The sequence below is a fragment of the Klebsiella sp. GG_Kp146 genome, assembly GCF_040061975.1.
GTDB classification, from domain to species: Bacteria; Pseudomonadota; Gammaproteobacteria; order Enterobacterales; family Enterobacteriaceae; genus Klebsiella; species Klebsiella quasipneumoniae.
On the sequence record NZ_JBEAHA010000018.1, the window covers coordinates 17409 to 40644 of the forward strand.

At 59.8% G+C, this 23236-nt stretch carries 23 protein-coding genes; 10 read left to right on the plus strand and 13 right to left on the minus strand.

The genetic code is table 11. The annotated features are described in order from the left end of the window. Nucleotides 1-32 precede the first annotated feature (32 nt). From rstB to rstA, 3 genes are all read right to left on the minus strand, one after another. Nucleotides 33-1334 (minus strand): two-component system sensor histidine kinase RstB, encoded by a 1302-nt coding sequence (rstB, locus tag ABLU95_RS18985; protein WP_065882260.1) that lies wholly within the window; start codon nt 1332-1334, stop codon nt 33-35. A 264-nt stretch (nt 1335-1598) separates the two neighbouring features. After that, nucleotides 1599-1961 carry a hypothetical protein gene (locus tag ABLU95_RS18990; protein WP_023289499.1) on the minus strand — a complete coding sequence of 121 codons (363 nt, stop codon included), beginning with the start codon at nt 1959-1961 and terminating at the stop codon, nt 1599-1601. Between the two features lie 230 nt (nt 1962-2191). Continuing rightward, entirely contained in the window at nt 2192-2908 is a 717-nt protein-coding gene (gene rstA, locus ABLU95_RS18995) for a two-component system response regulator RstA (protein WP_023289500.1), read from the minus strand. Between the two features lie 128 nt (nt 2909-3036). Between rstA and ABLU95_RS19000 the strand changes: the two genes are divergently transcribed. Continuing rightward, nucleotides 3037-3372: a GlpM family protein gene (locus ABLU95_RS19000; RefSeq protein WP_023289501.1), complete on the plus strand. Its 336-nt coding sequence runs from the start codon at nt 3037-3039 to the stop codon at nt 3370-3372. On the opposite strand, the gene folM is transcribed toward ABLU95_RS19000, so the two are convergent. The 3 genes from folM to ydgH form a co-directional block, all read right to left on the minus strand. Then, nucleotides 3369-4091 (minus strand): dihydromonapterin reductase, encoded by a 723-nt coding sequence (folM, locus tag ABLU95_RS19005; protein WP_032452696.1) that lies wholly within the window; start codon nt 4089-4091, stop codon nt 3369-3371. The two genes, ABLU95_RS19000 and folM, sit on opposite strands and share 4 nt — an antisense overlap. Before the next feature lie 36 nt (nt 4092-4127). Further along, a complete protein-coding gene (locus tag ABLU95_RS19010; protein WP_065882261.1) occupies nt 4128-5510 on the minus strand; it encodes an amino acid permease in 1383 nt (460 codons plus the stop codon). Between the two features lie 177 nt (nt 5511-5687). Further along, nucleotides 5688-6638, minus strand: coding sequence for a DUF1471 family protein YdgH (ydgH, locus tag ABLU95_RS19015; protein ID WP_004887044.1), 951 nt, complete (start codon nt 6636-6638; stop codon nt 5688-5690). A 521-nt stretch (nt 6639-7159) separates the two neighbouring features. Here ydgH and pntA point away from each other — a divergent pair. From pntA to ABLU95_RS19030, 3 genes are all read left to right on the plus strand, one after another. Next, nucleotides 7160-8689, plus strand: coding sequence for a Re/Si-specific NAD(P)(+) transhydrogenase subunit alpha (gene pntA, locus ABLU95_RS19020; RefSeq protein WP_048297428.1), 1530 nt, complete (start codon nt 7160-7162; stop codon nt 8687-8689). A gap of 10 nt (nt 8690-8699) precedes the next feature. Next, entirely contained in the window at nt 8700-10088 is a 1389-nt protein-coding gene (gene pntB / locus ABLU95_RS19025) for a Re/Si-specific NAD(P)(+) transhydrogenase subunit beta (RefSeq protein ID WP_023289505.1), read from the plus strand. Nucleotides 10089-10236: 148 nt separating this feature from the next. Then, nucleotides 10237-10425: a YdiH family protein gene (locus tag ABLU95_RS19030; protein WP_004887037.1), complete on the plus strand. Its 189-nt coding sequence runs from the start codon at nt 10237-10239 to the stop codon at nt 10423-10425. Between the two features lie 119 nt (nt 10426-10544). Here ABLU95_RS19030 and uspE read toward each other — a convergent pair whose 3' ends face one another. From uspE to ogt, 3 genes are all read right to left on the minus strand, one after another. Then, entirely contained in the window at nt 10545-11495 is a 951-nt protein-coding gene (gene uspE, locus ABLU95_RS19035; RefSeq protein WP_348880193.1) for a universal stress protein UspE, read from the minus strand. Nucleotides 11496-11633: 138 nt separating this feature from the next. Beyond that, nucleotides 11634-12386: a fumarate/nitrate reduction transcriptional regulator Fnr gene (gene fnr, locus ABLU95_RS19040; RefSeq protein WP_004887031.1), complete on the minus strand. Its 753-nt coding sequence runs from the start codon at nt 12384-12386 to the stop codon at nt 11634-11636. Nucleotides 12387-12579: 193 nt separating this feature from the next. Further along, nucleotides 12580-13095: a methylated-DNA--[protein]-cysteine S-methyltransferase gene (gene ogt / locus ABLU95_RS19045; protein WP_023289506.1), complete on the minus strand. Its 516-nt coding sequence runs from the start codon at nt 13093-13095 to the stop codon at nt 12580-12582. 262 nt (nt 13096-13357) lie between these two features. Here ogt and ABLU95_RS19050 point away from each other — a divergent pair, with 262 nt between their 5' ends. Beyond that, a complete protein-coding gene (locus ABLU95_RS19050) occupies nt 13358-13516 on the plus strand; it encodes a hypothetical protein (RefSeq protein ID WP_023289507.1) in 159 nt (52 codons plus the stop codon). A gap of 32 nt (nt 13517-13548) precedes the next feature. Here the strand turns inward: ABLU95_RS19050 and abgT are convergent, their stop codons facing one another. The 3 genes from abgT to ABLU95_RS19065 all read right to left on the minus strand — a co-directional run bounded on the left by abgT (nt 13549) and on the right by ABLU95_RS19065 (nt 17954). Further along, on the minus strand, nt 13549-15075 hold the full coding sequence (gene abgT / locus ABLU95_RS19055) for a p-aminobenzoyl-glutamate transporter (protein ID WP_049013443.1): 1527 nt from the start codon (nt 15073-15075) through the stop codon (nt 13549-13551). 123 nt (nt 15076-15198) lie between these two features. After that, nucleotides 15199-16644, minus strand: a complete 1446-nt coding sequence (locus ABLU95_RS19060) for a M20 family metallopeptidase (RefSeq protein WP_087849873.1) — start codon at nt 16642-16644, stop codon at nt 15199-15201. Beyond that, nucleotides 16644-17954 (minus strand): M20 family metallo-hydrolase, encoded by a 1311-nt coding sequence (locus ABLU95_RS19065; protein WP_348880195.1) that lies wholly within the window; start codon nt 17952-17954, stop codon nt 16644-16646. Before ABLU95_RS19065 ends, ABLU95_RS19060 begins: the two co-directional genes overlap by 1 nt. A gap of 166 nt (nt 17955-18120) precedes the next feature. On the opposite strand from ABLU95_RS19065, the gene ABLU95_RS19070 reads away from it, so the two are divergent. Together ABLU95_RS19070 and smrA are read left to right on the plus strand one after the other, a co-directional pair. After that, nucleotides 18121-19029 (plus strand): LysR family transcriptional regulator, encoded by a 909-nt coding sequence (locus ABLU95_RS19070; protein WP_044522727.1) that lies wholly within the window; start codon nt 18121-18123, stop codon nt 19027-19029. Between the two features lie 101 nt (nt 19030-19130). Next, nucleotides 19131-19694, plus strand: a complete 564-nt coding sequence (gene smrA / locus ABLU95_RS19075) for a DNA endonuclease SmrA (RefSeq protein ID WP_032452707.1) — start codon at nt 19131-19133, stop codon at nt 19692-19694. On the opposite strand, the gene ABLU95_RS19080 is transcribed toward smrA, so the two are convergent. Beyond that, nucleotides 19691-20497, minus strand: a complete 807-nt coding sequence (locus tag ABLU95_RS19080) for an IclR family transcriptional regulator C-terminal domain-containing protein (protein ID WP_023289513.1) — start codon at nt 20495-20497, stop codon at nt 19691-19693. The genes smrA and ABLU95_RS19080 overlap by 4 nt on opposite strands. A 169-nt stretch (nt 20498-20666) precedes the next feature. Here ABLU95_RS19080 and ABLU95_RS19085 point away from each other — a divergent pair, with 169 nt between their 5' ends. Genes ABLU95_RS19085 through pcaF form a run of 3 tightly spaced genes read left to right on the plus strand, consistent with a single transcriptional unit; the run spans nt 20667 to nt 23233 of the window. Beyond that, nucleotides 20667-21353, plus strand: a complete 687-nt coding sequence (locus tag ABLU95_RS19085) for a 3-oxoacid CoA-transferase subunit A (RefSeq protein WP_023289514.1) — start codon at nt 20667-20669, stop codon at nt 21351-21353. Between the two features lie 10 nt (nt 21354-21363). Continuing rightward, nucleotides 21364-22020, plus strand: coding sequence for a 3-oxoacid CoA-transferase subunit B (locus ABLU95_RS19090; RefSeq protein WP_023289515.1), 657 nt, complete (start codon nt 21364-21366; stop codon nt 22018-22020). Between the two features lie 10 nt (nt 22021-22030). Next, nucleotides 22031-23233, plus strand: coding sequence for a 3-oxoadipyl-CoA thiolase (gene pcaF, locus ABLU95_RS19095; protein WP_348880205.1), 1203 nt, complete (start codon nt 22031-22033; stop codon nt 23231-23233). Nucleotides 23234-23236 lie beyond the last annotated feature (3 nt).

Here is a 23236-nt window from a genome sequence, read left to right on the forward strand (position 1 = left end):
TACCCAGCCCGCGGCCTCTGCGCAAGTTTTATTCAGGCAGAGGTAAAATCGGGCAACTGATGATAGACCGGCCAGCTAAAGCAGAAGCGGGCGCCGCCGAGTGGACTGGCCTCGCAGCGAACGTCGCCCCCCATCGCCTGGGCGATACTGTGGACAATGGCCAGGCCGAGGCCGCAGCCTCCGGTCGCCCGATCGCGGCTGGGGTCAAGACGAACAAAAGGTTCGAACACCCGCTCGCGCTCCTCGGGGGCAATGCCCGGGCCGTCATCGTCGACCTGCAACGACGCGCGGGAACCCTGCAGGGTCAGGCTGACCGCTACCCGCTGACCGCTGTAGCGCAGGGCGTTGTTCACCAGATTATCCAGCACCCGCTCCATCAACCGCATATCCAGCGCGCCATAGTTGCCGCGGGTCAGCGTTGCCAGGCCGACTTCGCGCTGCGGGTTGACCATCTGGATATCCTCGACGTGGTCGCGGATCCAGGCGGGGAAATCGGGGGTGGTCAGGCTGAGCTCCGTCTGCGGGCGGTCGAGACGGGCGTAGGTCAGGAGCTCTTCTATGAGCGCCTCCAGCTGGCCGATATCGCGGTTCAGCGCCTGCGATTCCGCCTCGGTGAGGTTTTCGCTCATCTCCAGACGGTAGCGCAGGCGCACCAGCGGCGTCCTGAGCTCATGGGCGATGCCGTCAATCAGCTGCTTTTTACTGGCAATGAGGGCGTTAATGTTGTCGGCCATCTGGTTGAAGGCCACCCCGAGCCGCTCAAAGCTGGACATGCTGTCAAAATGAATACGCTCGCTGAGGTGGCCTTCGCCAAAGCGCTGGGCGGCGGTCTCAATGCGCAGCATGTCCTGCCAGTGCGGACGCATCCAGATAAACACCGGGAAGGCCAGCGAGATAGCGATAAACGCCATCAGCGCTACGTCCAGGAGACGCATTTCATGCAGAAAATAGAGATAGGGCACCGGGCCCACGGATAACACATAGTGGCTGCGGGGGATGCGCTGGATAAAGGTGTACTGGTCGTCGAGCGCGACGATATCCCCGGCGCGCAGGTGCTGCATCGAGCTTTCCGACAATTTGAATTTGCTCATCGGTTCGATGTGCAGGTCGAACGACAGATTTAGGTCCAGTTCTTTCAGCGTTTTGCTCCAGTCGCGAGGCGGAATTTCCCGCAGCTCGCTGCGCATCAGATACAGTGAGCTTTTCATCAGATCGTCAAGCGACTGCCGGCCGGCGCGTTCAGCGGTAAATTTATAGACCAGGCCCACCAGCATGGTCATCACCAGAAAGCAGACGAAGAGCAGAAGGTAGAACTGCACGAACAGCTTTTTCATTACATTACCGCATAGTCAAAAAGAGAAACCTGCCGGCGCCTCGGGACCATCTGCCCGGCGAGGCGGAAACGTCTCGGGTTTACCGGGGCGAGCCGAGGCCCGCGCGGGAGTAACCGATACGCTATCAAAGCAGGGTTTATGCCCCCTGACAATAGCCAGCCGGGGGGAGCGACGTCGTTGAAAATGTGACAGTGTCACTTATTGCGAGCTTACCTCTGCATTAGGCAAGGATTATGTCCAGTGTCATCTGCGCGCCGCTGGGCGCTACTCGCGATAGTAGGGGATATCCACCGGATAGAGGGTGGCCAGGCTCAGCAGTCGACAGCGCACCAGCTGTTTTGCTTCGGCATACCAGTAAGCAAATTCGCCGGTGGTCTGGTGGTAAATCATCTGATCAAGGTTAGCAAACGGGATCACCAGCAGCGGCCCCTGGCGCACGTATCCGCCGCCGGTTTCGAAATGGTGATCTCCCCAGGATTGCTGGGTATGTTGATAGCGGTGGAGGAGCACCTTAATTTGCCCGCGCTGTGGACAGAGGAGCCGGATATCGGCGTTGTCGAGGGAAAAAGCCCAGCCAGAGAGTGACGTGAAGAGGGTAAGTGCCAAAAGTACAACGTATTTCATCATGCAAAAGTCCTGTGTTTTCAGGCTTTATGCCACTCTGATAACGGTAAGTCCTTGAGCACAATCATATTGAGGGGTTATGTGATGGGCTTCTGTACGGCGAAACATATTGATTTATTCAATATGACAAACTGGCGGCGGCCCGCCAGCGCGAAGGCGGCGGAAAATGCGATGCGCATGCCGCCGGGGAACAGGCGGTAAACGGGCCCCTTTCAGGGCCGCAGAAGGAACGCTCAGTTGTCCCAGGCGTGGGGGGCGAAGAGGTAGCCTTTATTGCGTACCGTCTTAATCCGGTAGGGTTCTGTGGCGTTATCGAGCAGTTTTTTGCGCAGGCGCGAGATGGCGACGTCGACGCTGCGATCCATCCCGTCGTAGGTGACGCCGCGTAAATTTTTCAGCAGGGCGTCGCGGTCCATAATCTGCCCGGCGTGGGTAGCCAGCTCCCACAGCAGGTCGAAATCGGCGGTAGACAGGGCGACGCTTTCTCCGCCGAGCAGTACCTGGCGGTTGACCGGGTCAATGGTCAGTGAGCCAAAGGAGATGGTCTTGTGCGGGGTGAGCGTCGCAGGCGCGCCTGCTCCCGCCGGGGCGATATGCTGGCGCAAATGCAGACGCAGTCGCGCCAGCAGCACCGCCGGCGGGGTGGTTTTCAGGATATAATCGCTGGCGCCCATCTCCAGGGAGAGGATATGGTTCATATCGCTGTCGAGCGAGGTCAGCAGGACAATCGGCCCTTGCCATTGCCCACGCAGATCGCGACAGAGCGTCATTCCGTCCTTGCCGGGCAGCATAATGTCCAGGAGCACGAGGTCCGGTTTCTCCCGCGCGATCACTTCCTCTGCGCGGTCGCCGCGAGGCTCGACCACCACATCCATATCATGCTTGCCGAGATAGGCGGCGATCAGCGCCCCTACCTCAGGGTCATCCTCAACAAAAACGATTTTATTCATGTCTATTGCACATCAGTAAAAGAAGTAACATACACCGCGCCTATTTTACCCGCCATTCCTCTTTTATAAACAGCGCTAATTCCGCTATGCTGCGCTAACTTGTTGATTCATTGTTAAGGCATAAGGACATGGGGCTGTTAATCAAAGGGCTGCTGGGCGCGCTGGTGGTGGTGCTGATTGGCGTGCTGGCGAAAACCAAAAACTACGCCATCGCCGGACTTGTTCCGCTGTTTCCCACCTTTGCGCTCATCGCCCACTATATTGTCGCCAGCGAGCGCGGTATTGAAGCCCTGCGCACCACTATCGTGTTCGGCATGTGGTCGATCGTTCCCTATTTTATCTATCTGCTGTCGCTGTGGTACTTCACCGGGATCATGCGCCTGCCGTTGGCGCTGGCAGGCGCAGTGGGGTGCTGGGGGCTGTGCGCGTGGCTGTTGATTGTTGGCTGGAGCCGCTTCCACTAACGCAGAGGGCGACCGCCGTCGACGGCGAATGACCGGCCGGTCACGTAGCGGCTGGTAAACAGATAGTCGATAAGGTCGCTGATCTCTTTCTCGCCCGGGGCGATTTTCATCAGCGACTTATCCAGCGCCTGCTGACGATAAGCCTCGTCGTCACCTTCATTGAACATGATCAGCGACGGCGCAATGGCGTTGACTTTGATCTCCGGGGCCAGCTTGCGGGCAAAGGAGCGGGTCATGTTGTCCAGCGCGGCCTTGCTGGCGGCGTAGGCGATATGTTTATCGCTCCCGCGCTCCACCACGTAATCGGTGATATGGATAATGTCGCTGGCGGCATGGCCGTGGCCGCGCAGGAGCTCCTCCAGCGCGTGGTTGAGCAGATAGGGGGCATGGACGTGGATCTGCATCATGCGGTTGATCACCGTGCTGAGCGGTACGCCCGGCTTCTCCGCCATCCAGTCACTGGCGTTGTGGATGATGGCCCGCAGGCCGCTGGTATGCGATTTAACCGCTTCGGCAAAGGTCAGAATGCCGTCATCGCTGCTGAAGTCGGCCTGCAGACAGAGGGCGCCCGCTTCGCGCAGGTCTTCGATCGCCGGATAGGGCGTGCGATAGCTGACGATCACCGGCTGGTGTTGCTGCAGAAAATGGTGCGCCAGCGCGAGGCCGATGCGGCGGCCTCCTCCTGTGATCAGAACCGGGCGGGGCTGTTGTTCAGCCATGGGTATCTCCTTTGATTTCTTCGGCAGGGCGACCGCTTACCCCACCAGCATCCACGTTGCCGGCACAGCGGCAACCAGCAATAAACCAATTAGCGCCAATTCGCGGCGTTTGAGCGAACGATCGTGCTGGTGCGTACGTCGGGCGTACAAAAAGACCAGAAGACCCGGAGCGTAAAGTACCACCGACAACAGCAAATGCACAGGTCCCGACGCGTATAATAACCATAAGCCATAAATGCAAGCGCCGATACCCACCGCTTTATGCAGCGGATGGGTGGCGATTTTGAGCAAAAAGGCGCCGACCAGCAGATAGGGCACGAGGATCATCTCTGAGGCGATGGTCAGCAGGGTGCCGTAGTCCGAACCGGTCAGCCAGATGAGGACCAGCGACGCCTGAACGCTGATATTGGTCAGCCACAGCGAAGCGGAGGGGGCGTTGTTGCGGTTCTGGCGGGCGAACAGGCGCGGGAAGGCTTTGTGAGTGGCGGCGAGGTAAGGCACTTCGGCGGCCATGATCGTCCAGCTGAGATAAGCGCCACACACCGACACGATAAGCCCGGCGGCAATCACAATTTCACCCCACGAGCCCATCAGTCTGACCATCAGTCCCGCCATCGACGGGTTGCGCATTTCGGCCAGTTCGCTACGCGGCACCACGCCCAGCGACAGCAGGGTGACCAGCAGATACACCGCGAGGGCCGAAAGCACCGCCAGCAGCGTCGCGCGGCCAACGTCCCGCTTGTGTCGCGCGCGGGCGGAGACCACCACCGCGCCCTCGACGCCGATAAACACCCACAGAGTGATCAGCATCGTGTTTTTAACCTGCTCCCACACCGGTACGCCCAGCGCCAGGCCGCTGAAATCGAGGCGGAACGTATCCAGCTGAAAGGCCAGGGCGGCGAGGGCGACAAACGCCCCCAGCGGCAACAGCTTGGCGAGGGTGGCGACCAGGTTAATCCCCGCCGCCGTCTGCACGCCACGCAGGACCAGGAAGTGGACCACCCACAGCAGAACTGAAGCGCCAACGATAGACTGCCAGGTGTTGCCATCGCCAAACAGGCGCAGCTCAGGGGTATCGGTGAAGAAACTGAGCGCCGAAAAGACGATCACCAGATAGGAGACATTGGCGATCACCGCGCACAGCCAGTAGCCCCAGGCGGAACAGAAGCCGATCAGCTCGCCGAACCCTTCGCGGGCGTAGGTGAAGATCCCGCCGTCGAGGTCGGGACGAATACGGGTCAACAGCAGCATCGCGAAGGCGAGGAACAGGATCCCGACGCCGGTAATCGCCCAGCCGATGAGCAGAGCGGAAGGGCTGGCCACGGCCGCCATATTTTGCGGCAAACTGAATACGCCAGCGCCGAGCATTGAGCTGAGGACCAGGGCGGTCAGGGCGCTCAGGCCTAGTTTCTTTTCCATTGCATTCCCGAGGTGAAAATGGCTGTTCCAGAATATTTATTTTGCGAAATCGCATAAAAATGGAGGATTGCGCTAAGGCGCGGGATTTTACGGAGTGTCCGGGGGCCATGCAATGGCGGGGGATGAAAAAAAATGAAAAGGCGGCAATGCGCCGCCTTTTTAGCCAGTCAGCAGCGATTATTTGTACAAATCGGCGCTGATGGTGATGTTGCCGCCGCGTTCCTGCCACTGGCGGGTAATGTGATAGTACTTCGCCCCTTTCTTCGCCGCGCGTTTTGCCGTCTGATAGGAGATCTCGGTCATGTTGCCGTAGTTGCCGGTGAACTTGATGTTATCGAACGGCACCATTTGCGCCGCAGTCACTTTGTTCACTTCTTCAACTTTAGTGCCGTCCGGCAGCGTGACAGTGTAACGTCCGCCTTTTGACGACTGGGTCTCGAAGAAACGACCTACGCCGGTGCCGGAGCCAACCGCCGCGGTGGTGGCGACGCCCGGGATTTCGACGTTTTTCGCCGCTTCGCCGCCTTTGGCCAGCGCCGCGCGGCCGGCTTCAGAATCAGCCGGGATAGCGTCCGGGCTCTGCAGAACGCGTTTTTCCGCATCTTTTTTGTAGATATAGGCGGTAATGCGCTGGTTGCCGCCCTGGTTGGCGTCCACCTGGCGGACGATGAAGAACGCATAGGCGCCTTTCGCTTTCGCCGCTTTGGTGATGGCGTCGTTCACTTCCGGCTGGCTGCGATAGAAGCCCTGGACGGTGACGGTGTCGTAAGGCATCAGCTCAACGGCCTGATCTTTCGGCAGCTCCATCACGCCATTGATGATGCGATTTTTCGGCGCATCCGCTTTCGGCGCGTCGTCTTTATAGAGGTCAGCCGTGACGCGCCAGTTGCCGCCATTGCCGTAATCCGACGTGTCGACAACATAGAATGAGGCCGCGCCGTCTTTGTCAGCTTTGCGCGATACCGCTTGCACCGCGTCGCCAATGGCATTAAAGCGGCCGGTGACGACAACGCGATCGTAGGGCTTCAGCGCAGCCGCCTGCTCCGGGGTCAACTCGGTCGCTGCGTGGGCAGACAACGTGGCGGTTGTCAGGAGAGCAGACGCCAGGAGGGTGTTTTTAAGCTTCATAAAAATAATCCTTTGCCTTGCGCAAACCATATACTGGTGTTGTTGTTGACTGAAAACGTTTGATTATTGCATTTAATCGCCGTGACTGTCTGCGTCATTTTTTGCGTGCCGCCCGAATCGTATACTACGGAAAGATAACATTTTTCGATATGTTGAAAAAACAGCCGCTTGACCAGCAAAAACGATAATCGATACCACTTTTATTAGTTAATGTAATGTTAATACAATGATCTCAATGGCGATAAATGGCGTTTTATACCACTGGATAAGCGGATTATCAGGCCTGAGAGGCAAATTCAGGTAAATATTGCTGCCCGGAACCATCTGTGCTGACAATAAGCAATAAAATCAAAATTTCTGTTTTATCGCTGTAGATCACAATCGCTATTTTCAGTAGGTTATAAAAAGTTTGTTACTGTTTCATTTTGCAGACAGCGAAAGATGGCGAGGATGATTTTGCCGTCCTGTCGCTGTTGGTCAGAAAAGTAAACCATCATCAAAAACCGATGGAAGGGAAAACTATGCGTATTGGTGTACCACAAGAAAGGCTAGCCCAGGAGACCCGGGCCGCCGCCACGCCGAAGACCGTTGAGCAGTTGCTCAAACTCGGCTTTAGCGTCGCGGTAGAAAGCGGCGCCGGGAAGCTGGCCAGCTTTGACGATGAGGCCTTTGCCCAGGCAGGGGCTGAAATCGTGACCGGCGACGAGGTGTGGCAGTCTGATGTCATCCTCAAGGTCAATGCCCCGAATGACGATGAAATTGCCCTGTTAAACCCAGGAACCACGCTGATTAGCTTTATCTGGCCGGCGCAAAACCCGCAGCTGATGGAAAAACTGGCGGCCCGTAATATCAACGTGATGGCGATGGATTCGGTGCCGCGTATCTCACGCGCCCAGTCGCTGGATGCGCTCAGCTCAATGGCCAATATCGCCGGGTACCGCGCTATCGTTGAAGCGGCCCATGAATTCGGTCGTTTCTTTACCGGGCAGATCACGGCGGCAGGCAAAGTTCCGCCTGCCAAGGTGATGGTTATCGGCGCCGGGGTAGCTGGACTGGCGGCGATTGGCGCCGCCAACAGCCTGGGCGCGATTGTCCGCGCCTTCGATACCCGCCCGGAAGTGAAGGAGCAGGTGCAGAGTATGGGCGCCGAGTTCCTCGAGCTGGATTTTAAAGAGGAAGCGGGCAGCGGCGACGGCTATGCCAAGGTGATGTCCGAGGCCTTTATCAAAGCCGAAATGGCGCTGTTCGCCGCCCAGGCGAAAGAGGTCGATATTATCGTCACCACGGCGTTAATACCGGGCAAACCGGCGCCGAAGCTGATCACCCGGGAAATGGTTGACTCAATGAAGTCGGGCAGCGTGGTGGTCGATCTCGCCTCGCAAAACGGCGGCAACTGCGAGTACACCGTGCCGGGCGAAGTGGTGACCACCGCCAACGGCGTGAAAATTATCGGTTATACCGACCTCCCAGGCCGTCTGCCGACCCAGTCCTCCCAGCTCTACGGCACTAACCTGGTGAACCTGCTGAAGCTGCTGTGCAAAGAGAAAGACGGCAATATCGTTATCGATTTCGATGACGTGGTGGTGCGCGGCGTTACCGTGGTGCGCGAAGGCGAAATCACCTGGCCGGCGCCGCCGATTCAGGTCTCCGCTCAGCCGCAGGCCGCGGCGAAAAAAGTGGAAGCACCGAAAGAAGAGGTCAAACCGGCGTCGCCGTGGCGCAAATATGCGCTGATTGCGCTGGCGATTATCCTCTTCGGCTGGCTGGCCAACGTGGCACCAAAAGAGTTCCTCGGCCATTTCACCGTCTTCGCGCTGGCCTGCGTGGTGGGTTACTACGTGGTATGGAATGTCTCCCATGCCCTGCATACGCCGCTGATGTCGGTGACGAACGCCATTTCGGGCATTATCGTGGTTGGCGCATTGTTGCAGATAGGCCACGGCGGCTGGGTCAGCTTCCTGAGCTTTATCGCGGTACTGATCGCCAGCATTAATATTTTCGGTGGTTTTACCGTGACTCAGCGCATGCTGAAAATGTTTCGCAAAGGATAAGGGGTAGCACATGTCTGGTGGATTAGTTACAGCTGCATACATTGTTGCTGCAATCCTGTTTATTTTCAGCCTGGCGGGTCTGTCGAAACACGAAACCTCGCAGCAGGGCAACTATTTCGGCATCGCCGGGATGGCCATCGCTCTGATCGCCACCATTCTGGGGCCGGACGCCGGCAACGTCGGCTGGATTATCCTCGCGATGGTGATCGGCGGGGCAATCGGTATTCGTCTGGCGAAGAAGGTCGAAATGACCGAGATGCCGGAGCTGGTGGCCATCCTGCACAGCTTCGTGGGCCTGGCGGCGGTGCTGGTAGGGTTTAACAGCTACCTGCAGCATGAAACCGGTATGGAGCAGATTCTGGTCAATATCCATTTGACCGAAGTGTTCCTCGGCATCTTCATCGGCGCGGTGACCTTCACCGGTTCGGTGGTGGCGTTTGGTAAACTGCGCGGCAAGATCTCCTCCAAACCGCTGATGCTGCCTAATCGCCATAAGCTGAACCTGGCGGCGCTGGTGGTCTCCTTCGTACTGATGGTAATTTTCGTGCGCTCCGACAGCACCGGCACCCAGGTCCTGTGCCTGCTGGTGATGACCGCGATCGCGCTGGCCTTCGGCTGGCACCTGGTGGCCTCTATCGGCGGCGCGGACATGCCGGTGGTGGTCTCTATGCTCAACTCCTACTCGGGCTGGGCGGCGGCGGCGGCGGGCTTTATGCTGAGCAATGACCTGCTGATCGTCACCGGCGCGCTGGTGGGCTCTTCCGGCGCCATCCTCTCTTACATAATGTGTAAGGCGATGAACCGCTCCTTTATCAGCGTGATCGCCGGCGGCTTCGGCACCGATGGTTCCTCCAGCGGCGGCGATGAAGAAGTGGGCGAGCACCGCGAAATTAGCGCCGAAGAGACGGCGGAGATGCTGAAAAATTCGCACTCGGTCATCATCACCCCGGGCTATGGTATGGCGGTGGCGCAGGCGCAGTATCCGGTAGCCGAGATCACCGAGAAGCTGCGGGCGCGCGGCATTAAGGTGCGCTTTGGCATTCACCCGGTCGCCGGCCGTCTGCCGGGGCATATGAACGTCCTGCTGGCGGAGGCCAAGGTGCCTTACGACATCGTGCTGGAGATGGATGAGATCAACGATGATTTCAGCGACACCGACACCGTGCTGGTCATTGGCGCTAACGATACCGTCAACCCGGCGGCGCAGGACGATCCGAAGAGCCCGATTGCTGGTATGCCGGTGCTTGAGGTGTGGAAAGCGCAGAACGTGGTGGTCTTTAAGCGTTCGATGAACACCGGTTACGCCGGCGTACAGAACCCGCTGTTCTTTAAAGAGAACACCCATATGCTGTTTGGTGATGCCAAAGCCAGCGTCGATGCGATCCTGAAAGCGCTGTAATGTAACATTATTGTTTTACAACGTTTGTTTATAAGCCGTCTCCTGTGAGACGGCTTTTTTATATGTAGAAGGATGCCAGGAATTGTTCATAAAATAAGCGGCGAGAGGTGATATAATGTTCCGGTTCTTACATCAGACAGAGGATATTATGGATACCGAGTTAACCCCAACGCAGATGGCCATCGAATTCTTACGCCGCGACACTACCGTCATGACCCCAGCGCAGTATCTGAAAAAACTTAAACTGCTGGAGCTGGAATTTGCTGACCTGATGGCGCTCTCCTCGCTGGAGCTGAAAGAAGAGATCGATCTGGCCTGGCGTCTGGGTATCCACTGAGTCGTTCATGATCGCCATGCAATGACGGGGCCGCAAGCGGCCCTTTTTTGTGCCTGAGGGAACGCGGGCAAAAAAATCCCCCGCGAGGCGGGGGAAGGTGAACGTTCCGGGAGGGAAGGTTAATCGTCGTCGTCGTCGTCCAGTTCCACCGGCGTCTGATAGGCCTCTGGTTTAAGCACCAGCAGATCGCAGCGCAGGTGGTCGACGACCTGCTCCGCGGTATTGCCAAGGAACGCCGCGGAGAGGCCGGTGCGTCCGACCGTACCCAGCACCACGATCCCCGCCTGCAGATGCTCGGCGAGATCCGGGATCACCTCCTCAGGCAACCCTTTTTCCACATGGGTGAATTTCTCGTCAATGCCAAACTTTTGCCGCAGCGCTTTCATCGCCAGCAGATGCTGACCGCGAATGGCGTCGTTGTAGACGCTGGGATCGAAATCCGGCAGCTCAATCGCGATATTGATCGGGGTGACCGGATAGGCGCCGATAAGGTGTACTTCTGTGTGGTTGACTTCATCCGCCAGCGACAGCGTCTCGCGAACCAGCTTCTCGTTGAGGGTGTTGTGATAATTCTCTTCACTGGCCAGATTGACGGCGACCAGCGCTTTACCGCCTTCCGGCCACGGCTGATCTTTCACCATCCAGACCGGGCAGGGGCACTTACGCAGCAGATGCCAGTCGGTCGGGGTGAAGATCACCGCTTCCAGCTTGTCGTGCTGGTGGGCCATCTTCAGCAGCAGGTCGTGTTTCTCACTGATCACTTCCTGAATAATGGCTTCGAAGGGGCGGTTGTGCCACACCACTTTCACGTCAATCGGCACACCGGATTCAAGATAGAATTTCGCCTGCTCGCGGATCCAGGCCGTTCGTTGGGCAATGACGCCCTGACGCATCGCCGTCCGTTCGTCCGGCGACAGCAGGGTGGTCATTTCATAAGAAAAATCATAGATCGGCAAAAAGGCTTTGATGCGTCCACCAATCCGTTGGTGCAGGTACACCGCTCGCCTTAGCGCCGGCTGGTCGTCCTGGTTAGGATCTATTACTACCAGCATGCTCTGATACTTCGCCATACAGGGTCTCCTTACAACTGCAGCTACCGTCAGTTATTAAAAAGATAACCTATATGGATGAATTGAAACAGGGGAGGAGCCTGGTCAGATCAACAAATCTGAAAAAAATGCCGATCCTGACCAGGTGTAGCGCGGAGATTAAGCGACGTTGCGCGCTTGACCGGCCAGCTGGGCCAGCAGGTCGCCGTTTTCAATGGTGATGTATTTGCCTTTCACCGCCAGCATGCCGCTCTTCTGGAAACGCCCCAGCAGACGGCTGATGGTTTCGACGGTGAGGCCGAGATAGTTGCCAATGTCGCCGCGGGTCATGGTCAGTCGGAACTCGCGGGGAGAGAAACCGCGCTGCGCGAAACGGCGTGACAGGTTATAGATAAACGCGGCCAGGCGCTCTTCGGCGTTCTTTTTGGAAAGCAGCAGGATCATATCCTGGTCGCCTTTGATCTCACCGCTCATCAGGCGCATCATCTGCTGACGCAGATTCGGCATTTTTCCGGAAAGATCGTCGAGGGTTTCAAAGGGGATCTCGCACACCATCGAGGTTTCCAGCGCCTGGGCGAAGCTCGGGTGCAGGCCGGTGCCGATGGCGTCGAAGCCCACCAGATCGCCCGCCAGATGGAAGCCGGTAATCTGCTCATCGCCTTGCTCGGTGATGGTGTAGCTTTTGATGGTCCCGGAGCGAATGGCGTACAACGATTTCAGCTCATCGCCCGCTTTGAACAAGGTTTGACCTTTCTGGATGGGCTTTTTCCGCTCGATAATATTATCCAGCTGATCAAGCTCATGCTCGTTCAGAGTAAAGGGGATGCAGAGCTGGCTGATACTGCAATCCTGACAATGGATAGCACAACCGCCAGACTGAATGCGTCGAATAATTCGCTTCTCAGGGATCATATGTCTGCTCAGGCCTTAATTGATATTGGTCAATTTTAACATCTTTTTGATGAGCAGGTAAGTCTTCAGGCTCTGAAACACGTAATATCAGCAGGGTAAATCAACACAGGCTGATATCTGCTTGATTAAAAAAAGATTATTCAGCCACATTGGATTGTAAAATTACCTGAAAATTCCGAAAACGCATTTTCAGTTAAAGCAACAGATAGCCCTCGTGGCGCAGAAGCCACTCTTTACGCTGCACGCCGCCGGCATAGCCGGTCATCGTGCCGTTACGCCCGATGACCCGATGGCAGGGCACCACAATACTCACCGGGTTGGCGCCATTGGCGGCCCCCACGGCGCGCGCCGCGCCGGGACGACCGAGCGCCTCGGCCAGCTGACCGTAGTGCATCACCTGGCCGCAGGGGATCTCGCGTAACGCCCGCCAGACCTGGCGCTGGAAAGGGGTGCCGGCGGTGGCGGTAGGCAGGGTCTCGATGACGGCCAGATCGCCGGCAAAATAGTCGTTCAGCTTACTGCTGAGACCGCCTGGATTGCGGCAGTCGACGCGCTGATAGCCTTCCCGGCGATAGTGTACATCGAGCAGGGTTTCCATCCGATCGCGGTGCTCGTCCCACTCGACGGCGCGCAAATTAAACTGTTCGTCGCAGAGCACCCACAGCGCCCCCAGCGGGGTATCCATTTTATCCTGCAGCAAGGTCAACATCGTTTCGGTCATCCACCATCGTACACGAGGGCCACACGATACCACGCGCCGGCGGCGGTCAACTATACTCCCAAAAGATAAACCCGCATCATCGACCGGCAGCCAGCGGCCGTTACGTTGATTTATTTTTGGATCGATCCTGGCGGGTTATCGGGCATGGTTTTTGCTACTTTTAAGCTGACGACGCCGGTCCTCCGCGCAGCTTTGCGCGCCCGGGAAGGTGCCGTCGGCGCGGCGCGGTTAATAACTCAGAGGTGGGGCTATGCAATATATACTGACTGGCGTAATCGTATTGATCTTCAGCGGCCTGGTTATCCATGGCCTCACGCTGTTGCTCGAACGCGGGTATCGCGCGCTTTTCGGCATCTTCGCCGGAGCCGCGGATCTCCCCCGCAAGGTCAAAGTGAAGGTGCCGCGTTAAGCGTAAGCCGCCGTCCCTGGCGCTTCAACGGCTTAAGGAAGCCGCGGATAGATGCCAGGGCCGATGGGCAGTCCTGCCAGATACCAGCCCACCAGCAACAGCAGCCAGACGGCGAGAAAAATCAGCGGGTAAGGGAGCACCAGCGAATAGTATGTCCCGAGGCGGGCGTCCGGTCGGTAGCGCTGTAAAAAACCGAGAAACAGCGGCACAAACGGTGAAACCGGCGCCAGCGGCAGCACCGATGAATCGGCGATGCGAAACAGGATCTGCGCAAACGCCGGGTGGAAGCCCAGCAGCATAAACATCGGCACGAAGATCGGCGCCAGAATCGACCAGATGGCCGAGCCGCTGGCGATAAACATACACAGAAAAGCCGACAGCAGCGCCAGACCGACAAACGCCGGGACGCCGTTCATGCCGGCGCTCTCCAGCAGGTCCGTCAGGCCAACGGCCATAAACCTACCCATATTGCTCCAGTTGAACATCGCCACGAACTGCGCCAGCGGGAAGACCATCACGATAAATCCGGCCATCTCTTTCATCGGCTCAATCATCAGCTGCGGCAGATCGGCCTGGCGGCGAATTTTGCCGGTGGCGATGCCGTAAGCCAGCGACACGACAAAGAAGAAAAAGATGATCAGCGGCACGATGCCTTTGATAAACGGCGAGGGCATGACCGTGTGTTGAACCGGGTCGCGAAGAATACCGTTTTCGGGAACCACCATCAGGGCGATGACCGCCACGAACGCCAGCGTCGCCACGCCGGCGATGCGCAGGCCGAAACGCTCCTCGGCGGTCAGCGTCTGCAGCTTGTCATCACGACTGCCTTGCCATTGGCCCAGCCGCGGCTCCACCAGCTTGTCAGTGATCAAACCGCCGACGAGGGTCAGGAGGATCACCGAGGTCGCCATAAAGTACCAGTTGTCGATCACGCTGACGTGCAGAGAGGCATCGATGGATTTGGCCGCCTCGGTGCTGATCCCGGAGAGCAGCACGTCGGTGGTGACGATCAGTAAATTGGCGGTAAATCCGCAGCCCACGCCGGCAATGGCCGCCAGCAGGCCGGCGACCGGATGCCGACCGACGGCGAGAAACATCAGCGCCCCCAGCGGCGGCATGATCACCAGCGCGGCGTCGGAAGAGATATGGCTGAAAAAGGCGATAAACAGCACCATATAGCTGGCATAACGGGCGCTAACGTGGGAGGCCATCTTCACCATCAGCGCGGGCAACAGGCCCACCCGCTCGGCAAAGCCGGCGCCCAGCACCAGGGCGAGGATCGCCCCCAGCGGCGCGAATCCGCTGAAGTTTTTAATCACGTTCGGTAGAAACCAGTGCAACCCTTCCACGCTGAGCAGGTTTTTGACCACCACCCGCGACCCGTCCGCAGGATTTTGGACCCCGACGTTGAAGGCGGAGAGTATCGCCGTGGCGGCGATCAGCGCCACGATAAGATAGATAAACAGCAAAAACGGGTGTGGGACCTTATTACCGATCTTCTCTACCCAGCCATAGCGCTTTCCGGCGGGGGAAGGCGACGGTATGGATGACATACTCATGGGCGTTCCTCTGTTGTCGTTGTTGTGTTAGGCAGGCCTGCTCCCGTACTGCCGGCGGTTATTATGGTCGGTGCGTGCCGCGATGCCGGTCAGCGTCTGTCAGGAGCGGTCTGGTCTGTATGGTTAGCGTAAAACCGACGGTCTCACCTCCGCCGGGATCGGGCAGCGGTAGGGATGTTCGGCCAGCGCTTGCCTGAGCTCTCGCTGGCTGGCCTCCAGCAGCGCGCGGTCGCTGAATAAGCGGATCGCCGTCGCCGCGAGGACTTTCCCCGCCAGCAGCATCCCTTTATGGGCGATGGCGGTGCGTCCCTGGCTCACCAGCTGCCAGCTGTGCAGCGGGGTACCCACCGCGAAGCAGGGGCTGAAGCACTGGGCCACCGGCGCTTTCCAGCTGACGTCGCCGACGTCGGTGGAGCCGGCGAGGAGCGTATCCGTAGCCGCCCACGGCGCCACCTCATCAATCAGCAGCGTGTCGCGGTGGCGACGAGCGAAGGTTTTCCCCGCCTCGCCGCCGGTGCCGGCGATATTGTTCAGGCTGTTGTTGATATCGTTGTCGCTGAGCGTGGCGCGGATCGCTGCGGCAAAGGCGCGCTCGTCGTCGCTCCATGCCGGCGTGCCGTAATGGCATACCGCCTGGTACATCGCCGCTTCGAGCGTGCGGTTGGGCAGATAGCCCGAGCAGGCTTTTTCAAAGCGGCAGCTGACGTGGGTCTCGGTCATCAGCGCGGCCCCCTGGGCAATCTTCTCAATGCGGGCGAAAATCTGTTCCACGTCGGCCATCTCCGGCGCGCGGATCAGATACAGCACTTCCGCCTGGGCCTGGACGACGTTGGGCGAGACGCCGCCGGTATCGGTAATGGCGTAATGAACCCGCGCCTTCTCGATAATATGTTCATTCAGGAAGTTGCTGCCGGTGGTCATCAGGGTGACCGCGTCCAGGGCGCTTCGCCCCAGGTGCGGCGAATTGGCGGCGTGGGCGGCGGTGCCGGTAAAGCGCCACGCCGCCTGAATGTTGGCGAGGGTGCGGGTGCTGAACATCCCGGCCCAGGCCTCTGGATGCCAGGTGAGGGCCGCATCGACGTCATCAAACAGCCCTTCGCGCACCATAAAGGTTTTGCCCGAGCCGCCTTCTTCCCCCGGGCAACCGTAGAAGCGCAGGGTGCCTGCGCCGCCGTGCTGCTGCAGCCATTTTTTAGCGGCGACCGCCGCGGCGAAAGCCGCCGTCCCGAGCAGATTGTGCCCGCAGCCGTGACCGTTGCCCCCCGGCGTCGACGATGTCGGCTCCGCGCAGTGGGCCTGCTGGCTAAGACCCGCCAGGGCGTCAAACTCGCCCAGCAGGGCAATAACCGGTTGGCCCTCGCCAACGCTGGCGATAAAAGCATTGGGGATCCCGCCGGCATCCCGGGTAAGCTGAAAACCTTCCGCTTCCAGGGCGTCCGCCAGCCGGCGGGCGGACCAGAACTCCTCAAAGCGCGTCTCCGGGTGATCCCAGATATCATCGGCGATAGCGCAATACCTCTCGCGGCTTGCCTCAATCACCTCGTCCACAAACTGAAAGATGGGTTCCATCACACCCCCCGCTGCCAGGGAAAGTTAAGCGCGACGCGCGCCAGGGTGTCGACCGCGACCGTCATTATGCTCTCGTCGAAGTCAAACTTCTCGTTGTGGTGACCGGCGCTCAGTTCGGTGCCGAATATCATGTACGAGGCGAGGCCGCCGCGCGCCTGGACCCGGGCCATCATCAGGGTGGCGTCTTCCGATCCCGCCGGGGCGGCGATGCGATCCACCGCCTGCTGCACGCCGGGCACAAGGGCGGCCTGTTCGCGCAGGTACGCCACCCACGCCGGCGACGGGGCGCTGGCGGTGGCCGCGCCCATCATGCGTAACTCGTACCCGGCTTGATGCATCGCCGCGGCCCCGGCGATGACGTGCTGCGCCCGGTCAAAAACATACTGATTGATGGCTTCGCTTTCGCCGCGGGTTTCCACTTTTAACAGGGCCGAAGAGGGCACCACGTTGCGTCCGGTGCCAGCCTGCATCACCCCAACGTTGACCCGCGACGCGCCGGCGCTGTGCGGTGGGATGGCGTGCAGAGCAAGGGCGGCCTGGGCGGCGGCGAGCAGCGCGTTGCGCCCATCTTCAGGCTTACCGCCGGCATGGGCGGCCACGCCGCTAAACTGCACATCGAATTTGGTGGTGGCCATAAAGTTGTCCCCCCCGCACACCACGGTGCCGACCGGAACGCCGGTGCCGATATGGATGGCGGTGAAATAGTCCACCTCGTCCACCACGCCGGCGGCCACCATCGCGCGGGCGCCGCGGGTACCCTCTTCAGCAGGCTGGAAAATCAGTTTAATGACCCCGTTGAGCTGGGCGGCATAATGCTTGAGCACATGCGCCAGACCCAGCCCGATGGCGGTATGTCCATCGTGGCCGCAGGCGTGCATCATGCCGGCGTTGCAGGAGGCGAAATGGTCGCGATGGGGGCGGTGGCTGTCATCGTGCTGCTCATTGAGGTCGAGGGCGTCCATGTCGACGCGAAAGGCCAGGGTTGGGCCGGGACGTCCGGTGTCGAGCGTCGCCACCACGCCGGCGAACCCGCCTTCAAACACCGGCAACCAGCGTTCCGGCGCCCCTTGCTCGCGGGCGCGCTCGAAAGCCTGGGTCAGGGTCTCCTCATCCGGCAGCCCCATCCGGCTGTCGGCATCGATGACGTCACGCCCCAGCGCCAGCTGGTAGCCGAGCCCGTCGAGGATCTCCGCCACCTTGCTGGCGGTGCGAAACTCCAGCCAGCCGGATTCAGCGTGCAGGTGAAAATCGCGGCGCCATTGGGTCATGGCTGGCGCCAGCTGGCGCAGGTATTCATCAAGTTGCGGCATAGCTTATCCTGTCATAAGTAAAAAATGTGACGGCGTTCACGATGTGATAGCTTTTGTTTATCACTGACGCGCTACAGGCCTTAACGCTCTTAACCTGCCACAGCCTGATGGATTACAGTAGATGTCATTTTCTTCCGTCTGATAAACAACGGTTATCACCAAAAGCATGGCATTTCAGATTAAATTTCATCAAATTCGCGCCTTCGTCGAGGTGGCCCGGGAAGGGAGTATTCGCGGCGCCAGCCGCTCGCTGGCGGTCTCGCAGCCGGCCCTGACCAAAGCGATTAAAGAGCTGGAGGAGGGGCTTTCCGCTCAGCTGTTCGTCCGCCGCCGCCAGGGGGTGGCGCTGACTGACGATGGCGAAAGTTTTTATCAACATGCGAGCCTGATCCTCGAGGAGCTGCGGGCGGCGCAGGATGAACTGCTGCAGCGCCAGGGAGAGCAGGCCGGGCAGATCAATATTGGCCTTGGCGCCAGCGTCGCCCGGTCGCTGATGCCGTCGGTGATCTGCCGCTTTCATCAGCAGCATCCGCAGGTGAAGGTGCGGATCATGGAGGGCCAGCTGCTGGCGATGATCAATGAGCTGCGCCAGGGGGAGCTGGATTTCACCATCAACACCTACTATCCCGGGCCGTACGACCATGAGTTCAGCTTTGAAAAACTGTTTGAGAAACCGTTCGCGGTCTTCGCCCGCGCGGGGCATCCGGCGGCGCAGGCCACCTCGCTGGTGGAGCTGATGGATCACCACTGGACCATGCCGACGCCGCGCGGCAGCTACTTTAAACAGCTGCAGGACCGGTTTAATCAGGCCGGACTGGCGCCAAAGGTGGATATTGTGTGCGAGACCTTCTCGTCGTGCATCAGCCTGGTGGTGAAAAGCGATTTTCTCAGTATCCTGCCGGTGGAGCTCGGCAACGATCCGATGATGGCGGACAAGCTGATGATGATCCCCGTCCGCGAAGCGTTGCCGACGGCGGCCTATTTTCTGATCCAGCGGCGCGACACCCGGCAGACGCCGCTAACGGCGTCATTAATCACCCTGTTTCGCCGCCAGAGTCGACAATTGTTTCCTTAACCGCCCGTCGCGCTCACTTTGCCAGCAGACGGGGCTAAACGCGTTGAGGGGGGAGCGCGAGGCGGCTATAGTAGCTGGCGACAGCCGCTGGAGGAGAGCCCATGAACCTTGATGACAAATCCCTGTTTCTTGACGCCATGGAAGATGTCCAGCCCCTGAAACGTAACAATGACGTGCACTGGCATCCCGGGCGGAACAGTCGCGCCCCGCAGCGCGTCGACACCCTGCAACTGGATAATTTTCTCACTACCGGCTATCTCGATATCGTACCGCTCGCCACGCCGCTGGAGTTTAAGCGCGAAGGGCTGCAGAGCGGTGTGCTGGATAAGCTACGGCGGGGGAAATACAGCCAGCAGGCGAGCCTCTCCCTGCTGCGCCAGCCGGTGGAACAGTGCCGGCAGATGCTCTTCGCCTTTATGGTGCAGGCGCAGAAAGAGGGGTTACGCAATGTGCTGATCGTTCACGGCAAAGGCCGCGACGACCAGTCCCATGCCAATATCATCCGCAGCTATCTGGCGCGCTGGCTGGAAGAGCTGCCGGAGGTGCAGGCCTTCTGCGCCGCGCTACCACATCATGGCGGTAGCGGCGCCTGCTATGTCGCGCTGCGTAAATCGGCCGAAGCGAAGCAGGAGACCTGGGAGCGGCACGCCAAGCGCAGCCGCTAGCGCAGCAGCAGCGTCAGCTCGCGAGCGGCTTTTTGCAGCTCCGGCAGCACGCGGTCGATCATCTCGCGGGCCGACATCTGGCCCGCATGCACCCCGACGTTCAGCGCCGCCTGCGCCTGCCCCTGGGCGTTAAACAGCGGTACCGCGAGGGAGCGCAGGCCCATCTCCAGCTCCTGATCATTGAGGGCATACCCCTGCTGATGCACCCGTTTCAGCTCGGCGCGCAGCTTCGCCACCGAATCCACCGTCTGCGGGGTATAGCGGATCATGGTTACCCGGGCCAGCATGTCGTTGAGCTTCTCCTCCGGCTGATGGCTGAGCAGCACCCGACCCATCGAGGTCGCCCACGCCGGAAGGCGGCTGCCGATATCGAGGTCGATGGTCATGATCCGCGAGCTGGAAGCGCGGGCGATATACAGGATATCGTCCCCGTCGAGGGTGGCGATGGAGCAGGATTCATTGAGCATTTCGCTCAGATGCCGCAGCACCGGCTGCGCCGAACGCGCCAGCGGCGTTGAGGCCAGCCAGGCGTGCCCCAGGGCCAGGATCCGCGGCCGCAGCTGAAAATGCTTACCGTCTTCGGCATAAACGAACCCCAGCTTGCTCAGGGTATACAGGCAGCGGCGCACCGCTGCGCGCGGAATGCCGGTCTTTTGACTGATCTGTGAGATAGACAGCAGGGGCCGCTGCGGCGTGAATGCCTGAATCACCTCCAGGCCGCGCGCCAGCGAGGCCATGAAGTTAGGATCGCCCTTAAACGGATCGCCGTCGCCGGTCAGTAAATCGTCTGGATGCTTGTCCATTTCTGTTCCCCATATTTGCCATCGATCACATTCTTTCGCTAAAGATAACCGATGTTCGATTATCGCACCATATTTCGATTATCGCCCTTGACCGACATCGTTAAGCGGGTCACATTTTGTGCGAACAACGAATAAAAGTGCGATTACCGCACATCAATGGAGCGACCTGATGATTGATAAAAGCGTATCGACGCTGAGCGAGGCCATCGCCGGGATCCACGACGGGGCGACTATTATGATCGGCGGCTTTGGTCCCGCCGGCCAGCCGACCTTTCTGATTGACGCCCTGATTGACCAGGGCGCCCGCGACCTGACCATCATTAACAACAACGCCGGCAACGGCGAAGTGGGGCTCGCGGCGCTGCTTAAGGCTGGCCGGGTGCGCAAAATGATCTGCTCCTTCCCGCGCCAGGTCGATTCCCAGATTTTCGATGACCTCTATCGCCGCGGCAAAGTGGAGCTGGAGCTGGTGCCGCAGGGCAACCTCGCGGCGCGGATCCAGGCCGCCGGCGCCGGGCTGGGCGCGGTGTTTACCCCCACCGGCTACGGCACGCCGCTGGCGGAAGGCAAGGAGACACGGGAAATCGACGGCCGCCACTATGTGCTGGAGTATCCGATCAAAGCCGATTTCGCGCTGATTAAAGCCCACCAGGGCGACCGCTGGGGCAACCTGGTGTATCGCAAGGCAGCGCGCAACTTTGGCCCGATTATGGCGACGGCGGCGAAAACCACCATCGTTGAAGTCTCGCAGCTGGTGTCGCTGGGCGACCTCGACCCGGAACACATCATCACCCCCGGCATTTTCGTCCAGCGCGTGTTCTCGCTGGAAAACCTGACTGCCGCACAACGCGCCTGAGGAGCCCGAGATGCAAAAACTGACCCGTGACGAAATGGCCCAGCGCGTGGCCCGCGATATCCCCGAAGGCGCTTACGTTAACCTCGGCATTGGCCTGCCGACCCGGATTGCCAACTACCTGCCTGCCGACAAAGAGGTGTTCCTGCACAGCGAGAACGGCCTGCTGGGCATGGGGCCGAAGCCGCAGCCCGGAGAAGAAGATCCCGAGCTGATCAATGCCGGTAAAGAGTACGTTACCCTCCTGCAGGGCGGCTGCTATTTCCACCATGGCGACTCCTTCGCCATGATGCGCGGCGGCCATCTCGATATCTGCGTGCTGGGGGCCTATCAGGTCTCCGCCAGCGGCGATCTCGCCAACTGGAGCACCGGCGCGCCGGACGCCATCCCGGCGGTCGGCGGGGCGATGGATCTGGCCATCGGCGCTCGCCAGGTGTTTGTGATGATGGACCATCTAACCCGCGACGGCGAGTGCAAGCTGGTGGAACAGTGCAGCTACCCGCTGACCGGCGTCGGCTGCGTGAGCCGGATCTATACCGACCTGGCGGTGATCGACATTACCGACCGCGGCCCGGTGGTGCGGGAAATCTTTAACGGTCTCTCTTTTGAAGAGCTGCAGCGCATCACTCCGGTGACGCTGACCTTTGAACAACTGGCGGAAAGCGCGTAAGGAACCTATGATGAATCAGGCATTTATCTGTGATGCGGTGCGTACACCCTTTGGCCGTTTTGGTGGTACCCTGGCGACGATGCGCGCTGACGACCTGGCGGCGCTGCCGCTGAAAGCGCTGCTGGAGCGTAACCCGGGACTGGATCCTTCGCGCATTGACGATGTGATCTTTGGCTGCGCCAACCAGGCCGGGGAAGACAACCGCAACGTGGCGCGGATGGCGCTGCTGTTGGCCGGGTTGCCGGAGAGCGTGCCCGGCAGCACCATCAACCGCCTGTGCGGCTCCAGCCTCGATGCGATCGGCGTCGCGGCGCGGGCGATTAAAAGCGGGGAGACGCAGCTGATGATCGCCGGCGGCGTGGAGAGTATGTCCCGGGCGCCGTTTGTGATGGGTAAAGCGGAGAGCGCCTTTAGCCGCAGCATGCAGATGGAGGATACCACCATCGGCTGGCGCTTTATTAACCCGCAGATGAAAGCCCTGTACGGCGTGCATTCCATGCCGGAGACGGCGGAAAATGTCGCCGATGAGTTTGCCATTTCCCGCGCCGATCAGGATGCGTTCGCCTTACGCAGTCAACTGCGCACCGCCGCGGCCCAGGAGGCTGGGCGTTTTGCCGATGAGCTGATCGCCGTCCAGGTGCCGCAGCGTAAAGGCGAGCCGCTGCGGTTTAGCCGCGATGAACACCCGCGCAGCACCTCGCTGGAGGCGCTGGCGAAACTGCGCGGCGTGGTGCGCGCCGACGGCAGTGTCACCGCCGGCAACGCCTCAGGCGTTAACGATGGCGCCTGCGCGCTGCTGCTGGCCAGCGAAACCGCGCTGGCGGCCAACGATCTTCAGCCGCTGGCCCGGGTGGTCGGCGTGGCGACGGCGGGGGTGGCGCCGCGCATTATGGGCTTTGGCCCGGCGCCGGCGGTGCGGAAGGTGCTGGCGCAGACCGGTCTGACGTTAGCCCAGATGGATGTGATCGAGCTGAATGAAGCCTTCGCCGCCCAGGCGCTGGCGGTGACCCGCGATTTGGGCTTACCGGACGATGCCGTCCATGTGAACCCCAACGGCGGGGCGATCGCCCTGGGGCATCCGCTCGGCGCCTCCGGCGGCCGCCTGGCGATGACCGCAGCTTACCAGCTGAAACGGACCGGCGGCCGCTACGCGCTGTGCACCATGTGCATCGGCGTCGGGCAGGGGATCGCCCTGATTATTGAACGTGTTTAAGGA

Excerpts from the sequence above, each read along its gene's own strand:
- ABLU95_RS19085 (WP_023289514.1), top strand. The coding sequence starts at position 20,667 with ATGATTGATAAAAGCGTATCGACGCTGAGCGAGGCCATCGCCGGGATC.
- fnr (WP_004887031.1), bottom strand. The coding sequence starts at position 12,386 with ATGATCCCTGAGAAGCGAATTATTCGACGCATTCAGTCTGGCGGTTGT.
- abgT (WP_049013443.1), bottom strand. The coding sequence starts at position 15,075 with ATGAGTATGTCATCCATACCGTCGCCTTCCCCCGCCGGAAAGCGCTAT.
- pcaF (WP_348880205.1), top strand. The coding sequence starts at position 22,031 with ATGAATCAGGCATTTATCTGTGATGCGGTGCGTACACCCTTTGGCCGT.
- ABLU95_RS19070 (WP_044522727.1), top strand. The coding sequence starts at position 18,121 with ATGGCATTTCAGATTAAATTTCATCAAATTCGCGCCTTCGTCGAGGTG.
- folM (WP_032452696.1), bottom strand. The coding sequence starts at position 4,091 with ATGGCTGAACAACAGCCCCGCCCGGTTCTGATCACAGGAGGAGGCCGC.
- smrA (WP_032452707.1), top strand. The coding sequence starts at position 19,131 with ATGAACCTTGATGACAAATCCCTGTTTCTTGACGCCATGGAAGATGTC.
- ydgH (WP_004887044.1), bottom strand. The coding sequence starts at position 6,638 with ATGAAGCTTAAAAACACCCTCCTGGCGTCTGCTCTCCTGACAACCGCC.
- pntA (WP_048297428.1), top strand. The coding sequence starts at position 7,160 with ATGCGTATTGGTGTACCACAAGAAAGGCTAGCCCAGGAGACCCGGGCC.
- pntB (WP_023289505.1), top strand. The coding sequence starts at position 8,700 with ATGTCTGGTGGATTAGTTACAGCTGCATACATTGTTGCTGCAATCCTG.
- rstA (WP_023289500.1), bottom strand. The coding sequence starts at position 2,908 with ATGAATAAAATCGTTTTTGTTGAGGATGACCCTGAGGTAGGGGCGCTG.
- ABLU95_RS18990 (WP_023289499.1), bottom strand. The coding sequence starts at position 1,961 with ATGATGAAATACGTTGTACTTTTGGCACTTACCCTCTTCACGTCACTC.
- ABLU95_RS19050 (WP_023289507.1), top strand. The coding sequence starts at position 13,358 with ATGCAATATATACTGACTGGCGTAATCGTATTGATCTTCAGCGGCCTG.
- ABLU95_RS19065 (WP_348880195.1), bottom strand. The coding sequence starts at position 17,954 with ATGCCGCAACTTGATGAATACCTGCGCCAGCTGGCGCCAGCCATGACC.
- ABLU95_RS19000 (WP_023289501.1), top strand. The coding sequence starts at position 3,037 with ATGGGGCTGTTAATCAAAGGGCTGCTGGGCGCGCTGGTGGTGGTGCTG.
- uspE (WP_348880193.1), bottom strand. The coding sequence starts at position 11,495 with ATGGCGAAGTATCAGAGCATGCTGGTAGTAATAGATCCTAACCAGGAC.
- ABLU95_RS19080 (WP_023289513.1), bottom strand. The coding sequence starts at position 20,497 with ATGGACAAGCATCCAGACGATTTACTGACCGGCGACGGCGATCCGTTT.
- ABLU95_RS19010 (WP_065882261.1), bottom strand. The coding sequence starts at position 5,510 with ATGGAAAAGAAACTAGGCCTGAGCGCCCTGACCGCCCTGGTCCTCAGC.
- ABLU95_RS19060 (WP_087849873.1), bottom strand. The coding sequence starts at position 16,644 with ATGGAACCCATCTTTCAGTTTGTGGACGAGGTGATTGAGGCAAGCCGC.
- ABLU95_RS19090 (WP_023289515.1), top strand. The coding sequence starts at position 21,364 with ATGCAAAAACTGACCCGTGACGAAATGGCCCAGCGCGTGGCCCGCGAT.
- rstB (WP_065882260.1), bottom strand. The coding sequence starts at position 1,334 with ATGAAAAAGCTGTTCGTGCAGTTCTACCTTCTGCTCTTCGTCTGCTTT.
- ogt (WP_023289506.1), bottom strand. The coding sequence starts at position 13,095 with ATGTTGACCTTGCTGCAGGATAAAATGGATACCCCGCTGGGGGCGCTG.
- ABLU95_RS19030 (WP_004887037.1), top strand. The coding sequence starts at position 10,237 with ATGGATACCGAGTTAACCCCAACGCAGATGGCCATCGAATTCTTACGC.